The sequence below is a fragment of the Streptomyces sp. NPDC110618 genome, assembly GCF_055657065.1.
Window position 1 is genome coordinate 107,570 of the sequence record NZ_JBVKBN010000007.1, and the last position, 15,367, is coordinate 122,936.

Consider the following 15,367-nt stretch of genomic DNA (forward strand, 5'->3'; position numbering starts at 1 on the left):
ACTCCCCCAACTGGTAGAGTCCTTGGGCTCGCCCGGCGCGTAGTCCACCTCTCCCATCTGGTCCATCATGATGAACGGGTCCAGATGGCGGTAGTTGATCCCGGCGAACGCGCGGCGCACCGGGAAGCCCTCGCCCTCAAAACCGCTCGGCGCGGTCGTGACGGCGAGCACGGGACGGGCCACGGCCTCCGCGGGTGCGGCGACACGGGGCAGCGTCAGCGGGTTCTCGACGGTCACTGCAGGCATGTCGGTACCTCCTTGTGCGGCCAGTTTAGTTGAGCATTGAACTTCCTGCCACTCCTAACGGAAGGAGCCCGGAGGGCATTCCCCCCGGGCTCCCCACGTGCGAGCCGTGGCGGCGTCAGTTGCTGAAGTACAGGTACTTCCAGGTGCCGTACGTCGTGGAGTTGACGTTGTCGCCCGACGAGCCGTTGATGTACGCCGAGCGCATGCGCGCCTTGATGCCCGCCTGGCCGGGGGCCTCCAGGGTCACCGCGGACTTGCCGTTGGTGCCGAGGGAGAAGTACTCCGAGGCCGTGTCGTACCACTTGCCCTGGTAGTAGACCTGGAGGTCGAAGCGCTGCTGGCGGCCCGCGTAGTAGTTCATCGTGGTGGTCAGCAGCGGGTCGGTGTTCTTGTGGAACCAGTAGTACGTGGTCGAGCCGATCTTCGCCTTCTTGTAGTGCTTGGCGACGGTCGTGGACACCTTGGCCTTGGCGTACGCCGTGACCTTCACCGTCTTCGGCTTGTAGCGGGCGTCGCCCTTGAAGACGGCGGTGACGGTGGTGTCGCGCTTCATGTCGACCACGGCGGAGAGGTTGCCGCTGGAGTTGACCTTGCCGGTCTTGATCAGCTTGTTGGGCTTGTCCGAGCCGTAGGGGTTGGCCCAGATCTCGACCGTGCGGTTCTTGTACGTCGTGCCCAGGTGCGCCGTGAACTTCACGTCCGCGCCGTAGCCGTACAGCTTGCCGTTGTTGTTCAGGCTCAGCTTGGTGGAGGCACGGGAGACCTCGACGGTGTCGGAGGCGCTCACGGGGGCGTGCGTGGCGTCGCCCGCGTACTTCACCGTGTACTTCACCTTGCCGCCGGCCGGCGGGGTGTTGGTGAAGGAGTAGGTGCCGTCCGCCTTCACCTTGACCGCGGGCAGCGCCTTGCCGTTCGGGCTGTCCAGGTCGGTGCGGGTGACACTGAGCTCGATGCCCTCGGGCAGCGGGACCGTCGCCGAGATCTTGCCGGTGACGGTGAGCTTCTTGTTCCGCGTCGCGGTCGACGGGGCGTTGACCTTGAGCGTCGGGACATTGAGGTTCGGGCTGGTCAGCGCCTTGAGGCTGTAGCCGCCTGAGCTGTTCGGGACCAGGGCGAAGATCCGGGAGGAGTCCGGGGCCCAGGCCAGGTCGGCGGCGGCGGTGCTGTACGTACGCACCGGCTGGGTCGCGTCCGGCCGGTAGACGGCTACCTTGCTGCCCGTGCTCTGGGCGACCAGACCGCTGCGGCCGATGTCGGCGCGGTGCCCGCCCGGGTAAGCGCCGGCCTTGGTGAACGTGCCGTCCGCGTACGCGTCCCGGTCGGTGCCGTTGACCAGCACCTGGTCGTTGCCCGCGACGAGGTCGATGTCGCCGATCCCGTGGTTCAGCGAGTAGTCGCCGTTGTGCCAGGCGGTCAGCTTCGCGGTGCCGTCCGACACGTCGAGGACGGCCATCGAGCCGGTGGACAGACCGGTCTCGCCGACGGCCAGCAGACCGGGCCGCAGCGGGTCGGTGTCCAGCAGCGCCTGGCCCCACATCCCGACGGAGGTGCCCTCCTTCGGGAACTGCGCCAGCGCCACCGGGTCCGTGCCGCTCGCCGGGTCCACGGCCGGGTCGACCGAACCGAGGTCGCCGTCCCACTGGTCGCCGTAGCTGAACCAGACCTTGCCGCCCGCGTACGCGACATGGACCGGACCGGTGTCGGTGGCGACCGGATAGCGGGCCTTGACATCGAAGGTGGCCGCGTCCAGGGCCACGATCTCGTGCGTGCCCGGGGCAGCGGCGTACAGGGTGGCGCCGTCGTCGGACAGCGCCAGGTCGGACACCCCGGACACCCCGCTCACCGAGGCGAGGACGGTACCGGAGTGATTGGCGGCCAGGACGGTACCGGCCTGCCGGTCGCCGAGGAAGACCCGCTGGCCGCTGGCGACCATGCCCCCGGGCGCCTTGACCACGGCGGTGGCCGCCGACGCCGGAGCCGCGGCCACGACGCTCAGCGCGGCCGAGCCGAACAGGACCGCGAGCGCCGTCGCGGCCGATGTGCTGCGCATGCGCACAGTAATGAACCCCCACACAGGAAACCGGCCCGAGGCCGGTAGATGAGAGCGCCGCGCGGCACCCGGACGCGGACCGCGAAAAAGCGGTGGCGTGCGGGGCGCGGCTGCCTCCGGCACTCTATGGCATGGCTGTGACAATCCGGCAGGGGATATTCCGGCCCCGGGGGGCGCTGCTCCTCGTCGGGGGTTCGGTCAGCCGTACATCCTGCGCATCGCGAACTCCACCATCTGCTCGACCGCCTTGGCGTCGAAGACCATGCGGTGCTCGCCCTCCATGTCCAGGACGAAGCCGTAGCCGGTGGGGAGGAGGTCGATCACCTCGGCGCCGGTGATGACGAAGTACTTGGACTCCTTGCCCGCGTAGCGGCGCAGTTCCTTCAGCGAGGTGAACATGGGGATCACCGGCTGCTGGGTGTTGTGCAGGGCGAGGAAGCCGGGGTTGTCGCCGCGCGGGCAGTACACCTTCGACGTCGCGAAGACCTGCTGGAAGTCCTCCGCGGACATCTGCCCCGTGGTGAAGGCCCGTACCGCGTCGGCGAGCGAGGGCGGGGACGGCTCGGGGTACAGCGGTGGCTGCTGGCCGTACCCGCCGGACATGGGCTGCTGCGGCGGGGCGTAGCCGGTCTGAGCAGCGCCTCCGTCCATGGGCTGGCCGTATCCATACATGGGCGCAAGCCTAGTACCGCCATCGCGGTGAACCGACAGCTGATTGACAAGCAATTGCCCTGGTTCTCACGGCGCCCCGGCTCGTAGCGTCGATGTCATGCGGAGCGACCACGCCGACGGACCCCATGAGCACGACCGCGGGCTCTCCCACGACCTCCCCGTCCTCGCCCGCCGCCGGATGATCCGGCTGATGGCGGGCGCGGGGCTGATCCCGCTGGTGGGCTGCACCTCCGAGACCTCCGAGACCCCCGGGACCTCCGGGGCCTCCGGGGCCTCCGGGACCTCTGGGGCCTCCGGGAAGGCGGCGGGCGGCGCGGCCTCGTCGTCTGCGGAGGAGTGCGCGGCGATCCCCGAGGAGACCGCCGGGCCCTTCCCCGGCGACGGGTCCAACGGCGTCAACGTGCTCAAGGAGAGCGGAGTCGTCCGCTCCGACATCCGCTCCAGCTTCGGCGACTCCGCGGGCGGCACCGCCGAGGGCGTACCCCTGACCGTGACGCTCACCGTCGTCGACGCGGCCGGCGACTGCGGTACGCCCAAGGAGGGCGCCGCGGTCTACGTCTGGCACTGCGACCGGGAGGGCAACTACTCGCTGTACTCGGAGGGCGTCACCGAGGAGAACTGGCTGCGGGGTGTGCAGGAGACCGACGCGAAGGGGCAGGTCAGCTTCACGACCGTGTTCCCCGGCTGCTACCCGGGCCGCTGGCCGCACATCCACATCGAGGTCTACGGCAGCCTCGCCGACGCCACGGCGGCCACCGCGATCACCAGCACCTCGCAGCTCGCGTTTCCCAGGGATGTGTGCGAAAGGGTGTACAAAACGGACGGCTACCGCGAGAGTGGTGTCAATCTCCGCTCACTCTCGATCGAGACGGACACCGTGTTCAGCGACGGCCACGACCGGCAGCTCGCGACCGTGGAGGGCAGCCCAGGGGCCGGATTCACGGCCTCGCTGGTGGTTCCGGTGTGACCCGTCACAGATGAGCGGATCGGGGTTGCGGCTTATTACTGACGGGTAGCATCATCGTAGCTACTTGTTGGTACGTGAACTAGCGCGAGGATTTAGTGCCTCGCCGATTCTCTCTACGGAGCCGTCGCCATGGGGCACTACAAGTCGAATCTGCGGGACATCGAGTTCAACCTCTTCGAGGTGCTCGGTCGCGACAAGCTGTACGGCACCGGGCCCTTCGCCGAGATGGACACGGACACCGCCAAGAGCATCCTTGAGGAGATGACCCGCCTCGCGGAGAACGACCTCGCGGAGTCCTTCGCCGACGCCGACCGCAACCCGCCGGTCTTCGACCCGGAGACCAACACCGCGCCGGTCCCCGCGTCCTTCAAGAAGAGCTACAAGGCGTTCATGGAGTCCGAGTACTGGCGGCTCGGCCTCCCGGAGGAGATCGGCGGCACCACCGCTCCCCCGTCCCTGATCTGGTCGTACGCGGAGCTGATCCTGGGCGCCAACCCGGCCGTGTGGATGTACTCCTCCGGCCCGGCGTTCGCCGGGATCCTCTACGACGAGGGCAACGACGTCCAGAAGAAGATCGCCCAGATCGCCGTGGAGCGGACCTGGGGCTCCACCATGGTGCTGACCGAGCCCGACGCGGGCTCCGACGTCGGCGCCGGGCGCACCAAGGCGGTCCCGCAGGAGGACGGCTCCTGGCACATCGAGGGCGTGAAGCGCTTCATCACCTCCGGTGAGCACGACATGGAGGAGAACATCCTCCACTACGTCCTCGCCCGCCCCGAGGGCGCCGGCCCCGGCACCAAGGGCCTGTCCCTCTTCCTCGTCCCGAAGTACCTCTTCGACTTCGAGACCGGCGAGCTGGGCGAGCGCAACGGCGTCTACGCCACGAACGTCGAGCACAAGATGGGCCTGAAGGCCTCCAACACCTGCGAGATGACCTTCGGCGACCGGCACCCCGCCAAGGGCTGGCTGATCGGCGACAAGCACGACGGCATCCGCCAGATGTTCCGCATCATCGAGTTCGCCCGCATGATGGTCGGCACGAAGGCGATCTCCACGCTGTCCACCGGCTACCTCAACGCGCTGGAGTACGCCAAGGAGCGCGTCCAGGGTCCGGACCTGGCGAACTTCATGGACAAGTCCGCGCCCAAGGTCACCATCACCCACCACCCCGACGTGCGCCGCTCCCTGATGACGCAGAAGGCGTACGCGGAGGGCATGCGCGCCCTGGTGCTGTACACGGCCTCGATCCAGGACGCCATCGCCGTCAAGGAGGCCGCGGGCGAGGACGCCAAGGCCGAGCACGCGCTGAACGACCTGCTCCTGCCGATCGTCAAGGGCTACGGCTCCGAGAAGGGCTACGAGCAGCTCGCCCAGTCGCTGCAGACCTTCGGCGGCTCCGGCTTCCTGCAGGAGTACCCGATCGAGCAGTACATCCGGGACTCCAAGATCGACACCCTGTACGAGGGCACCACCGCCATCCAGGGCCAGGACTTCTTCTTCCGGAAGATCGTCCGCAACCAGGGCGCGGCGCTGAACTCCCTCGCCGAGGACATCAAGAAGTTCCTGGCGCTCGGCACCGGCGGCGAGGAGCTGGCCGCCGCCCGTGAGCAGCTGGCCAAGGCCGCCGTCGAGCTGGAGGCCATCGTCGGCCTGATGCTGACCGACCTGGCCGCCACCGAGCAGGACGTCAAGAACATCTACAAGGTCGGCCTGAACACCACCCGCCTGCTGATGGCCTCCGGTGACGTGGTCGTCGGCTACCTGCTGCTGAAGGGTGCCGCGGTCGCGGCGGAGAAGCTTCAGACGGCCTCCGCGAAGGACAAGGCGTTCTACACCGGCAAGATCGCGGCGGCGAAGTTCTTCGCGGCCAACGTCCTGCCCGGTGTCACCGGCGCCCGCAAGCTCGCCCAGAACGTCGAGCTGGACCTGATGGAGCTGGACGAAGCCGCCTTCTAGGACAACTCCCCTTTCCCACCAGGGCCCGCCCTCCTCATGAACGGGGGGCGGGCCCTGTTACGTCGTTAAGGTGAACCCCATGAGCGAACCCTCACGCTTCGACCGCGGCCACACCGACGACCTCATGACCTTCCTCGCGGCCAGTCCGTCGCCGTACCACGCCGTGGCGAACACCGCCGAGCGGCTGGAGAAGGCCGGGTTCCGGCAGGTCGCCGAGACGGACGCCTGGGACGCCTCCAGCGGTGGCAAGTACGTCGTCCGCGGCGGCGCGATCATCGCCTGGTACGTCCCCGAGGGCGCGGCCCCCCACACCCCGTTCCGCATCATCGGCGCGCACACCGACTCCCCCAACCTGCGCGTCAAGCCGCTTCCCGACTCCGGCGCCCACGGCTGGCGCCAGGTGGCCGTGGAGATCTACGGCGGCCCCCTGCTCAACTCCTGGCTCGACCGCGACCTGGGCCTGGCCGGCCGGCTCACCCTGCGCGACGGTTCCACCCGCCTCGTGAACATCGACCGCCCCCTGCTGCGGGTCCCCCAGCTCGCCATCCATCTGGACCGCGCGGTCGCCTCCGAGGGCCTCAAGCTCGACAAGCAGCGCCATCTGCAGCCCGTGTGGGGGCTCGGTGACGATGTGCGCGACGGCGACCTGATCGCCTTCCTGGAGGACGAGAACGGGCTCAAGCGGGGCGAGGCCACCGGCTGGGACCTCATGGTGCACTCCGTGGAACCGCCCGCCTACCTCGGCCGCGACCGGGAACTGGTGGCCGGGCCGCGCATGGACAACCTGCTGTCGGTGCACGCGGCCACCGCCGCGCTGGCCGCGGTCTCCACCGGCGGCGACCTGCCGTACATCCCGGTGCTGGCCGCCTTCGACCACGAGGAGAACGGCTCGCAGTCCGACACCGGCGCCGACGGCCCGCTGCTGGGCGGGGTGCTGGAGCGCTCGGTGTTCGCCCGCGGCGGCTCCTACGAGGACCGGGCCCGCGCCTTCGCCGGCACCGTCTGTCTGTCCTCCGACACCGGGCACGCCGTCCACCCCAACTACGCCGAACGGCACGACCCCACCCACCACCCGCGCGTCAACGGCGGCCCCATCCTCAAGGTCAACGTCAACAACCGCTACGCCACGGACGGTTCGGGCCGCTCCGTGTTCGCCGCCGCCAGCGAGCGGGCGGGCGTGCCGTTCCAGTCCTTCGTCTCCAACAACGCCATGCCCTGCGGCACCACCATCGGCCCGATCACCGCGGCCCGGCACGGCATCCGCACGGTCGACATCGGAGTCGCCATCCTCTCCATGCACAGCGCCCGCGAACTGTGCGGCGCCGACGACCCGTTCCTGCTGGCGAACGTGCTGACCGCGTTCCTGGAGGGGTAACCGGCGGCGACGGGGGTACCCGCCCGCGACCGGAACCACCGGACAGGGAGGCGGGACCTCATGGGCCTCGGCGGATGCATCATCCTCATCGGCGTGGGAGCCATTCTCACGTTCGCGACCGACTGGGACATGGAGGGCGTCAACCTCGACCTGGTCGGCATCATCCTCATGATCGTCGGACTGATCGGCGTCACCACCTTCAGCAGCATCGCCCGCCGCAGGCGAGTGGTGGTGCCGCCGACCACCCCGGTGGTCGAGGAGGACCCCAACCGGCCGGGCTACCACAACGGTTACGGCGGCTGACCGGGCGTCAGGGTCAGCGGCAGCCGTGCCGGACCGTCCGGCACGGTCCGCACCGGCACCTCCCAGTCCCGCCGGTGCAGATGGCAGGCCGGGTACGGGACCTCCGTGTCGTCGTCGCAGGCCGCCACCGTGGCCGAGATGTGCAGGACGCCCTCCCCGACCTCCGGGTCGAACCGCAGGGTGCGGGACAGCGCCGGGTCCGCGCCCGCGCCCGCCAGCAGCAGTCCGGGCGGGGTGGCGGCGACCAGGAGGCGGGTGGCGGGGCCGTAGCGGGTGTCCGGCTTCTGGCCGGGCGGGGCCTCGAAGGCCACCTCCAGGCGCAGCTCCCCGGCCGCGACCTCGGTGACGTCGACGGCTGCGGGCGGCGGCGCGAGCGTATGCTCGGGCAGCCTCAGCCGGGTCAGGCGGTGCCGCGCGGACTCCACGACCACGATGTCCTCCCCGTCGACCACGGCCCCGCTGGGCTCGCGGAGGTCGGTGGCGAGGGTGGTCAGCTCGCCGGTGCACGGGTCGTAGCGGCGCAGGGCATGGTTGTAGGTGTCGCTGACGGCGACCGAGCCGTCGGGGAGCGCGGTGACACCCAACGGGTGCTGGAGCAGGGCCTGTCCGGCCGCGCCGTCGCGGTGCCCGAAGTCGAACAGACCGGTGCCGGCGGCGGTGCGCACCACACCGTCCGGGTCGATCCAGCGCAGGGCGGAGGTCTCGGAGTCGGCGATCCAGAGCCGGTCGGGGGTGGCGGCGAGCCCGGAGGGCTGCGCGAACCAGGCCTCGGCGGCCGGGCCGTCGACCAGCCCCTCGTTGCCGGTCCCGGCGGCGACGGCGACCGTCCCGGCCGCCGGATCGTAGACCCACAGCTGGTGGATGCCCGCCATGGCGATCCACACCTTGCCCCGCCACCAGGCCACGTCCCAGGGCGAGGAGAGGCCGACCTCCCGCGCGGGGCCCGCGGTCCGGTCCCCCCACCGCCACGGTGACCCCGTACCGGCGAGGGTGGACGTCCGCCCCGACCCCGGGTCCAGGCGCCGGAGCGCGTGATTGACCGTGTCGGCGACGACGACCGTCCCGTCCGGCAGCAGGGCGAGCCCCTGCGGCTCGCTGAACAGCGCCCGCGCCGCGTCGCCGTCCTCAAGACCCCGCCGGTCCCGCTGCCCGATCCGCCGTACGACGCTCTCCCCGTCCGCCGCCAGCTCCACCAGCTGATGCCGGGTCGTGTCGCTGACCAGGACGTCCCCGGACGGCAGGAGCAGCGCCTTCCCCGGGAACCGCAGCACCGTCGGCTCCGGCTCCGGTGCCACGTACGGCCCCTTCCCGCGCCGCAGCGTCCCCTTGGCCGCGTGCTCGCTCTCCAGCTCCGTGACCAGCCGCTCGATCGCGGGCACATGCCCCTCGCCGGAGTACTGCGCCACGACGTACCCCTCGGGGTCGATCACGGCCAGCGTCGGCCAGGCCCGTACCGCGTACTGCTTCCAGGTGACCAGCTCCGGGTCGTCCAGCACGGGGTGCGCCACCCCGTACCGCTCCACCGCGTCCACCACGGCCGCGTGCTCGCCCTCGTGCGCGAACTTCGGCGAGTGCACCCCGACCACCACGACCGTGTCCGGGTGCCGCTCCTCCAGGTACCGCAGCTCGTCGATGACGTGCAGACAGTTCACACAGCAGAACGTCCAGAACTCCAGGACGACGATCCGCCCCCGCAGCTCGGCCAGGCCGTACGGCCGCCCGCCCGTGTTCACCCAGCCGCCCCGGCCGACCAGCTCGGGGGCGCGGACGCGGGCACGTCGGCGGGGCGCGGCATCAGTCATACGGCAAGGGTGCCACCGGCCACCGACAGTCACCCCAGGGCATGGCCCGTGGTCACGTCGACGTGGCCGGGGACCTCCTCGTGCCGGTCCCCGACGGTCGACGTGCCCGAGGGTTCCAGCAGCAGGATGTCGGTCGGGACCGGGGCGAAGGGCTTGTGCTCCACACCGCGCGGGACGGTGAAGACGGACAGCGGCGGCAGGACGACGGTGCGCTCCCCGGACGGCTCGCGCAGAGAGATGCGCAGCTCACCGGAGAGCACCAGGAAGAACTCGTCGGTGTGGTCGTGGGTGTGCCAGAGGTGCTCGCCCTCGACGTGGGTGACGCGTACGTCGTAGTCGTTGACCGTGGTGGCGATGCGCGGGCTCCACTGGTCCGTGAACGAGGCGAGGGCGGCGGGCAGCGATACGGGTTCCTGGGTCATGGAGTCATCGTGCGGTGGCCGGGGCACGCGCACGAGTGCTAGGAATCGCACATGGCGCAAGATTCCTCGCACGCTCCTCGGCCGCACCGGGTCGCCGTCGTCGTCGACGAGGGCACCAACCCCTTCGAAGTGGGCGTCGCCACCGAGCTGTTCGGGCTGCCGAGACCCGAACTGGGGCTGCCGGGACCGCTGTACGAGGTGGTCCTGTGCACGCCCACGCCCGACGTCCGTATGAACCACGGCTTCTTCACCATGACGGGGACGGCCGGACTCGACGCCGTGGACGGCGCCGACACGCTCGTCGTGCCGGGTCGGCCGGACAACGTGGTGCCGCGTTCGGCCCCCGTCCTGGACGCCGTCCGGCGTACCCACGCGCGCGGGGCGCGGGTGGTGAGCTTCTGCACCGGCAGTTTCGCGCTCGCCGAGGCCGGGCTGCTGGACGGGCTGCGGGCCACCACGCACTGGATGTGGGCCGACCGGTTCCGCGCACTGCACCCGCGGGTGCGGCTGGAGCCGGACGTGCTGTTCGTGGACGAGGGACCGGTCCTCACCGCGGCGGGCAGCGCCGCGGCTCTCGACCTCGGCCTGTACCTGGTCCGGCGGGACCACGGCGCCGAGATCGCCAACGCCGTCTCCCGACGGCTCGTCTTCGCCGCGCACCGGGACGGCGGGCAGCGGCAGTTCGTGGAGCGGCCGGTGCCCGAGGTGCCGGACGCGTCCCTGGGCCCGGTGATCGCGTGGGCGCAGCAGCGGCTGGGCGAGCCGCTGACGGTGGCGGACCTGGCGGCGCGGGCGGCGGTGTCACCGGCCACCCTGCACCGCCGGTTCCGTGCCCAGCTGGGGACGACTCCGCTGGCCTGGCTGACCGGGGAGCGGGTGGCGCTGGCCTGCCGGCTGATCGAGCGCGGGGAGGAACGGCTGGACGTGGTGGCGGCGCGCTGCGGGCTGGGCACCGCGGCGAACCTGCGGGCGCGGCTGCGGCGGGCGACCGGACTCAGCCCGTCGGACTACCGGCGGCGTTTCGGAACGCGTGGCGGGGAACCCCTCGTGCCATGAGATTCCTCGTACGCGACCGGCTGCTGGGCTTCGGCGACGACTACTGGATCGAGGACGACCGGGGCGAGAAGGTCTTCCTCGTCGACGGCAAGGCCATGCGGCTGCGGGACACCTTCGAGCTGAAGGACCGGCAGGGGCGGGTGCTGATCGACATCCGGCGCAAGATGTTCGCGCTGCGCGACACCATGGTCATCGAGCGCGGCGACGAGCCGCTCGCCACCGTCCGCCGCAAGCGCCTGTCCCTGCTGCGCAACCACTACCGGGTCTCGCTGGCCGACGGCTCCACCGTGCTGGACGTCAGCGGCAGGATCCTCGACCGGGAGTTCGCCGTCGAGTACGAGGGCGAACTGCTCGCCGTGGTCTCCCGCCGGTGGCTGACCGTCCGGGAGACCTACGGCGTGGACGTCGTACGGGAGGACGCGGACCCGGCGCTGCTGATCGCGGTGGCGGTCTGCGTGATCCACCTGGCGGAGAGGGAGCGGGAGGGCGACTGATACGCCGTCATGGGCGGCGCTGTCGGCGTCGGCGCCCACGGAGCCGGTTCCGTCGAGCTGGCTGAGTCGAGCTGGTCCCGTCGAGCTGGTCCCGTCGAGCCGGTTCCGTCGAGCTGGTCCCGTCGAGCCGGTTCCGTCAAAGGGCGCGCAGGACACGGTCCTTCAGGGCGGGGAACTGTTCCCTGGTCTCGGTGACCTTCTCCGGGTCGAACTCCACCGTCAGGACCTCCTCGCCGGGCCCCGCCTCGGCGAGCACCTCGCCCCACGGATCCACCACGATCGAGTGACCCGCCTGCGGAACTCCCGCGTGCGTCCCGGCCGTTCCACACGCGAGCACGAACGCCTGGTTCTCCACCGCCCGCGCCTGGGCCAGCAGCGTCCAGTGCGCCCGGCGGCGCTCCGGCCAGCCCGCCGACACGATCAGGGTCTCGGCGCCCGCGTCGACGAGACCGCGGAAGAGTTCGGGGAAACGGAGGTCGTAACAGGTGGCCACGCCCAGGGTGGTGGCGGGCAGACGGACCGTCACCAGCTCGCTCCCGGCGCCCATCAGCACCGCCTCGCCCTTGTCGAAGCCGAAGCGGTGGATCTTGCGGTAGGCGGCGGCCAGTTCACCGGAAGGAGCGAAGATCAGGGAGGTGTTGTAGAGCGGCCCCTCGGGGTCCCGCTCGGGGATCGAGCCCGCGTGCAGCCAGACGCCCGCGTCGCTCGCGGCCTTCGCCATGGCCTCGTAGGTGGGCCCCTCCAACGGCTCGGCCTCGGTGCCGAACAGCTCGTAGGAGAAGGCGCCGACGGTCCACAGCTCCGGCAGGACGACCAGATCGGCGCCGGTCTGCTCGCGGACGAGCGAGGCCGCCCGCACCCGACGCGATTCGACCGATTCGCCCTCGTCCACGGCGATCTGGAGCAAAGAGGCGCGCACGCTACCACCGTCCTGGCATTCGACCCGTCCACACAGGCCTACGATCGTCACACGAAAGCACTGCCGGGGTGCCTCTCAGCAGCGTAACTTAACGTCCAAGACGCCCGCCGACAGCCACCTCCCACTGGCATCGCCGCCACCACCTGCCCGTGTACCGACCGCCGAGGGGTCCCGTTCCGTGAGTCTGCATCCCACCCTCCAGCCCTACGCCGACGCCTGGACGCACTCCATCGAAGCGATATCCGAGCTGGTGCAGCCGCTTGTGGAGGGCGAGTGGAACCGGCGCACGCCGTGCCCCGGCTGGTCGGTGCGCGATGTGGTCTCCCATGTCATCGGCCTGGACTGCGAGATGCTCGGTGACCCGCGGCCCATCCACACCCTGCCGCGCGACCTCTTCCACGTCACCAACGAGGCCCAGCGCTACGCGGAGATGCAGGTCGACGTCCGCCGCCACCACACGGCGCCGGAGATGACCGCGGAGCTGGAGTACACGGTCATCCGCCGCAACCGTCAGCTGCGCAACGAGTCCCGGGACCCGGGGACGAAGGTGCGCGGTCCGATGGGCCGCGAGATCACCCTTGAGGACTACATGCGCAAGCACGCCTTCGACGTGTGGGTGCACGAGCAGGACCTGCGCACCGCGCTCGGCAAGCCCGGCAACCTCGACTCGCCGGGCGCGCTGGTCGCCCGGGACGTGCTGCTCGACGCGCTGCCCGACGTGGTCGCCAAGCGGGCTGACGCGCCCCGGAGTTCGGCGATCGTCTTCGACGTGCACGGCCCCGTGGAGTTCCTGCGCACCATCCGCGTCGACATCCAGGGCCGCGGCACGCTGGAGACGGCACCCGCGCTGGGCCCGGCCGCGACGCTGACGCTGGACTGGGAGACGTACGTCCGCCTCGCCTGCGGCCGGGTCACCCCGGAGGCCGTCTCGGACCGGCTGAAGACCGAGGGGGACACCATGCTGACGCAGGCGATCCTGCGGAACTTCGCCGTCACCGAGTAGCCGCCCGGCGGGCCTACGCGGGGACGTGCACCGTCTCCACCCGGCTCGCCACCAGCCGTTCCCGCTCCCGCCGGGCCGCCCGCCCGCGCAGCCGCAGGATCTGGCTGACGCCGAGCGCCTGGAGGACGAACACCGCCGAGAAGGCGACCGCGTAGTCGTCCCCGGTGGCGTCGAGGAGGACGCCGATCGCGAACAGGGTCGTCATGGAGGCGACGAAGCCGCCCATGTTGGTGATCCCGGAGGCGGTGCCCTGCCGCTCCGGCGGGTTGGCCGGGCGGGCGAAGTCGAAGCCGAGCATGGAGGCGGGGCCGCAGGCGCCGAGCACCACGCAGAGCACGATCAGCAGCCACATCGGCGCGTGGTCGCCCGGGTAGCCGAGGGTGACCGCCCAGATGAGCGCGGTCGCGCCGACCGTGCCGAGCGCCAGCGGCAGCCGGGCCCCGTGGTGCCGGGCCACGAGCTGGCCGTAGACCAGGCCGAACGCCATGTTCGCCAGCACGACCAGGGTGAGGAGTTCACCGGCGGTGGCCCGGGACAGGCCCTGGGCCTCGACCAGGAAGGGCAGTCCCCACAGCAGCAGGAACACCATCGCCGGGAACTGGGTGGTGAAGTGCACCCACAGGCCGAGGCGGGTGCCCGGCTCGCGCCAGGAGGCGGCGATCTGGCGGCGGACGTAGGCGGCGCCGTGGTGCGGGACGGGCTGCGGTTCGTGGCCCTCGGGGTGGTCCTTGAGGAAGAGCACCAGCAGGACCAGGACGACCGCTCCGGCCGCGGCGCTGCCCGCGAACGCGGCCTCCCAGCCGACGCCGTGCAGCAGCCGGGACAGCACCAGTGTGGAGACCAGGTTGCCGGCCATTCCGGCGAGCCCGGCGAGCTGGGCGACCAGCGGTCCGCGCCGGGCCGGGAACCAGCGGGTGCCGAGCCGCAGCACGCTGATGAACGTCATCGCGTCCCCGCAGCCGAGCAGCGCCCGCGAGGCGAGCGCCATGCCGTAGCTCGGGGAGAAGGCGAAGCCGAGCTGTCCCGCGGTGAACAGCACGACGCCGATGGTGAGCACCTTCTTGGTGCCGAGCCGGTCCACCAGCAGGCCGACGGGTATCTGCATGCCCGCGTAGACCAGGAGCTGGAGGATCGAGAAGGTGGACAGCGCGGAGGCGCCCACGTGGAAGCGGTCGGCCGCGTCGAGTCCGGCGACGCCGAGCGACGTACGGAAGATGACGGCGACGAAGTAGACCGAGACGCCGATGCCCCAGATCGCGTAGGCCCGCCGGCCGCCCGGGGGATCGCCGGGGAGCGATGCCGTCATCGGACCTCACCCCGGGCCAGGTGGGAGAACCAGCCGACGTGCCGGTGGACGAGGGCGACCGCCTGCTCGGCGTCACCGGCGCGCAGTGCCTGGAGGATCTCCTCGTGCTCGGTGAGGGTCTTGGCGATCCGGTCGGGGTGGGAGTGCATGATCGCCACGCCCATCCTGAGCTGGCGGTCGCGGAGCTGGTCGTAGAGGCGGGAGAGGATCTCGTTGCCGCCGCTGCGGACGATCTCGGCGTGGAAGCAGCGGTCGGTGACGGCGGCCGCGGCCAGGTCACCGGCGGCGGCCTCGGCCTTCTGCCGCTCCAGCAGTTCCTCCAGGCGCTCGATGAGCCCGGCGGGGGCGGGCACGGCCTTGCGCGCCGCGTGCTCCTCGACCAGCAGCCGGGTCTCCACCACGTCGGCGATCTCCTGTGCGGACACGGGCAGGACCAGGGCGCCCTTCTTCGGGTAGAGCTTGATCAGCCCCTCCACCTCCAGACGCAGCAGCGCCTCGCGCACCGGGGTGCGGGAGACGCCGGTGGCCTCGGCCAGCTCGCCCTCGGTGAGCAGGGTGCCGCCTTCGTAACGGCGGTCCAGAACGCCCTGTTTGACGTGGGCGTAGACACGGTCGGCGGCGGGCGGCTGCTTGACGGGGGCAGGGGTCCCGGCGGTGGGAGCGGACGGGGCTGACGGCATGCGCACATCTTAGATACAACACGTACGCAAGCGGGATCCGCGTCCATCATGCGGACCCGGCGAACCCGTGCGCGAAGATCGCGAAAATTCCCTGCCCGTCCGCGCAACCATCCACG

14 protein-coding genes and 1 pseudogene are annotated in these 15,367 nt (G+C 71.0%); 7 read left to right on the forward strand and 8 right to left on the reverse strand.

Going from position 1 to position 15,367, the window contains the following annotated elements; genetic code table 11:
* Positions 1–6: 6 nt before the first annotated feature.
* The 3 genes and pseudogenes from ACZ7L7_RS15595 to ACZ7L7_RS15605 all read right to left on the reverse strand — a co-directional run.
* Positions 7–246, reverse strand: a pseudogene (locus tag ACZ7L7_RS15595) (pirin family protein); the annotation flags it as partial.
* Positions 247–361: 115 nt separating this feature from the next.
* A complete protein-coding gene (locus ACZ7L7_RS15600) occupies positions 362–2,296 on the reverse strand; it encodes a YncE family protein (RefSeq protein ID WP_471593229.1) in 1,935 nt (644 codons plus the stop codon).
* A gap of 198 nt (positions 2,297–2,494) precedes the next feature.
* Entirely contained in the window at positions 2,495–2,968 is a 474-nt protein-coding gene (locus tag ACZ7L7_RS15605) for an SseB family protein (protein ID WP_093719847.1), read from the reverse strand.
* 97 nt (positions 2,969–3,065) lie between these two features.
* Here ACZ7L7_RS15605 and ACZ7L7_RS15610 point away from each other — a divergent pair, with 97 nt between their 5' ends.
* From ACZ7L7_RS15610 to ACZ7L7_RS15625, 4 genes are all read left to right on the forward strand, one after another.
* On the forward strand, positions 3,066–3,935 hold the full coding sequence (locus ACZ7L7_RS15610) for a dioxygenase family protein (protein WP_472076108.1): 870 nt from the start codon (positions 3,066–3,068) through the stop codon (positions 3,933–3,935).
* A gap of 129 nt (positions 3,936–4,064) precedes the next feature.
* Positions 4,065–5,891: an acyl-CoA dehydrogenase gene (locus tag ACZ7L7_RS15615; RefSeq protein WP_472076110.1), complete on the forward strand. Its 1,827-nt coding sequence runs from the start codon at positions 4,065–4,067 to the stop codon at positions 5,889–5,891.
* A gap of 79 nt (positions 5,892–5,970) precedes the next feature.
* Positions 5,971–7,266 (forward strand): M18 family aminopeptidase, encoded by a 1,296-nt coding sequence (locus ACZ7L7_RS15620; protein WP_472076112.1) that lies wholly within the window; start codon positions 5,971–5,973, stop codon positions 7,264–7,266.
* A gap of 60 nt (positions 7,267–7,326) precedes the next feature.
* On the forward strand, positions 7,327–7,569 hold the full coding sequence (locus ACZ7L7_RS15625; protein ID WP_285515566.1) for a DUF6458 family protein: 243 nt from the start codon (positions 7,327–7,329) through the stop codon (positions 7,567–7,569).
* Here ACZ7L7_RS15625 and ACZ7L7_RS15630 read toward each other — a convergent pair.
* Both ACZ7L7_RS15630 and ACZ7L7_RS15635 read right to left on the reverse strand, forming a co-directional pair.
* Positions 7,557–9,371, reverse strand: coding sequence for an NHL domain-containing thioredoxin family protein (locus ACZ7L7_RS15630; protein ID WP_472076113.1), 1,815 nt, complete (start codon positions 9,369–9,371; stop codon positions 7,557–7,559). The two genes, ACZ7L7_RS15625 and ACZ7L7_RS15630, sit on opposite strands and share 13 nt — an antisense overlap.
* Before the next feature lie 29 nt (positions 9,372–9,400).
* Entirely contained in the window at positions 9,401–9,793 is a 393-nt protein-coding gene (locus tag ACZ7L7_RS15635) for a cupin domain-containing protein (protein ID WP_285515564.1), read from the reverse strand.
* 51 nt (positions 9,794–9,844) lie between these two features.
* Here ACZ7L7_RS15635 and ACZ7L7_RS15640 point away from each other — a divergent pair, with 51 nt between their 5' ends.
* Positions 9,845–10,849, forward strand: a complete 1,005-nt coding sequence (locus ACZ7L7_RS15640) for a GlxA family transcriptional regulator (protein ID WP_453605631.1) — start codon at positions 9,845–9,847, stop codon at positions 10,847–10,849.
* Positions 10,846–11,343 carry an LURP-one-related/scramblase family protein gene (locus ACZ7L7_RS15645; RefSeq protein ID WP_453605629.1) on the forward strand — a complete coding sequence of 166 codons (498 nt, stop codon included), beginning with the start codon at positions 10,846–10,848 and terminating at the stop codon, positions 11,341–11,343. The genes ACZ7L7_RS15640 and ACZ7L7_RS15645 overlap by 4 nt, the downstream gene beginning before the upstream one ends.
* Before the next feature lie 136 nt (positions 11,344–11,479).
* Here the strand turns inward: ACZ7L7_RS15645 and ACZ7L7_RS15650 are convergent, their stop codons facing one another.
* Positions 11,480–12,262, reverse strand: coding sequence for a carbon-nitrogen family hydrolase (locus ACZ7L7_RS15650; protein WP_285515561.1), 783 nt, complete (start codon positions 12,260–12,262; stop codon positions 11,480–11,482).
* A gap of 178 nt (positions 12,263–12,440) precedes the next feature.
* Between ACZ7L7_RS15650 and ACZ7L7_RS15655 the strand changes: the two genes are divergently transcribed.
* Positions 12,441–13,265 (forward strand): maleylpyruvate isomerase family mycothiol-dependent enzyme, encoded by an 825-nt coding sequence (locus tag ACZ7L7_RS15655; RefSeq protein ID WP_285515560.1) that lies wholly within the window; start codon positions 12,441–12,443, stop codon positions 13,263–13,265.
* A gap of 13 nt (positions 13,266–13,278) precedes the next feature.
* Here the strand turns inward: ACZ7L7_RS15655 and ACZ7L7_RS15660 are convergent, their stop codons facing one another.
* Positions 13,279–14,571, reverse strand: coding sequence for an MFS transporter (locus ACZ7L7_RS15660; protein ID WP_453605626.1), 1,293 nt, complete (start codon positions 14,569–14,571; stop codon positions 13,279–13,281).
* Positions 14,568–15,251, reverse strand: coding sequence for a GntR family transcriptional regulator (locus ACZ7L7_RS15665; protein WP_285515558.1), 684 nt, complete (start codon positions 15,249–15,251; stop codon positions 14,568–14,570). Before ACZ7L7_RS15665 ends, ACZ7L7_RS15660 begins: the two co-directional genes overlap by 4 nt.
* Positions 15,252–15,367 lie beyond the last annotated feature (116 nt).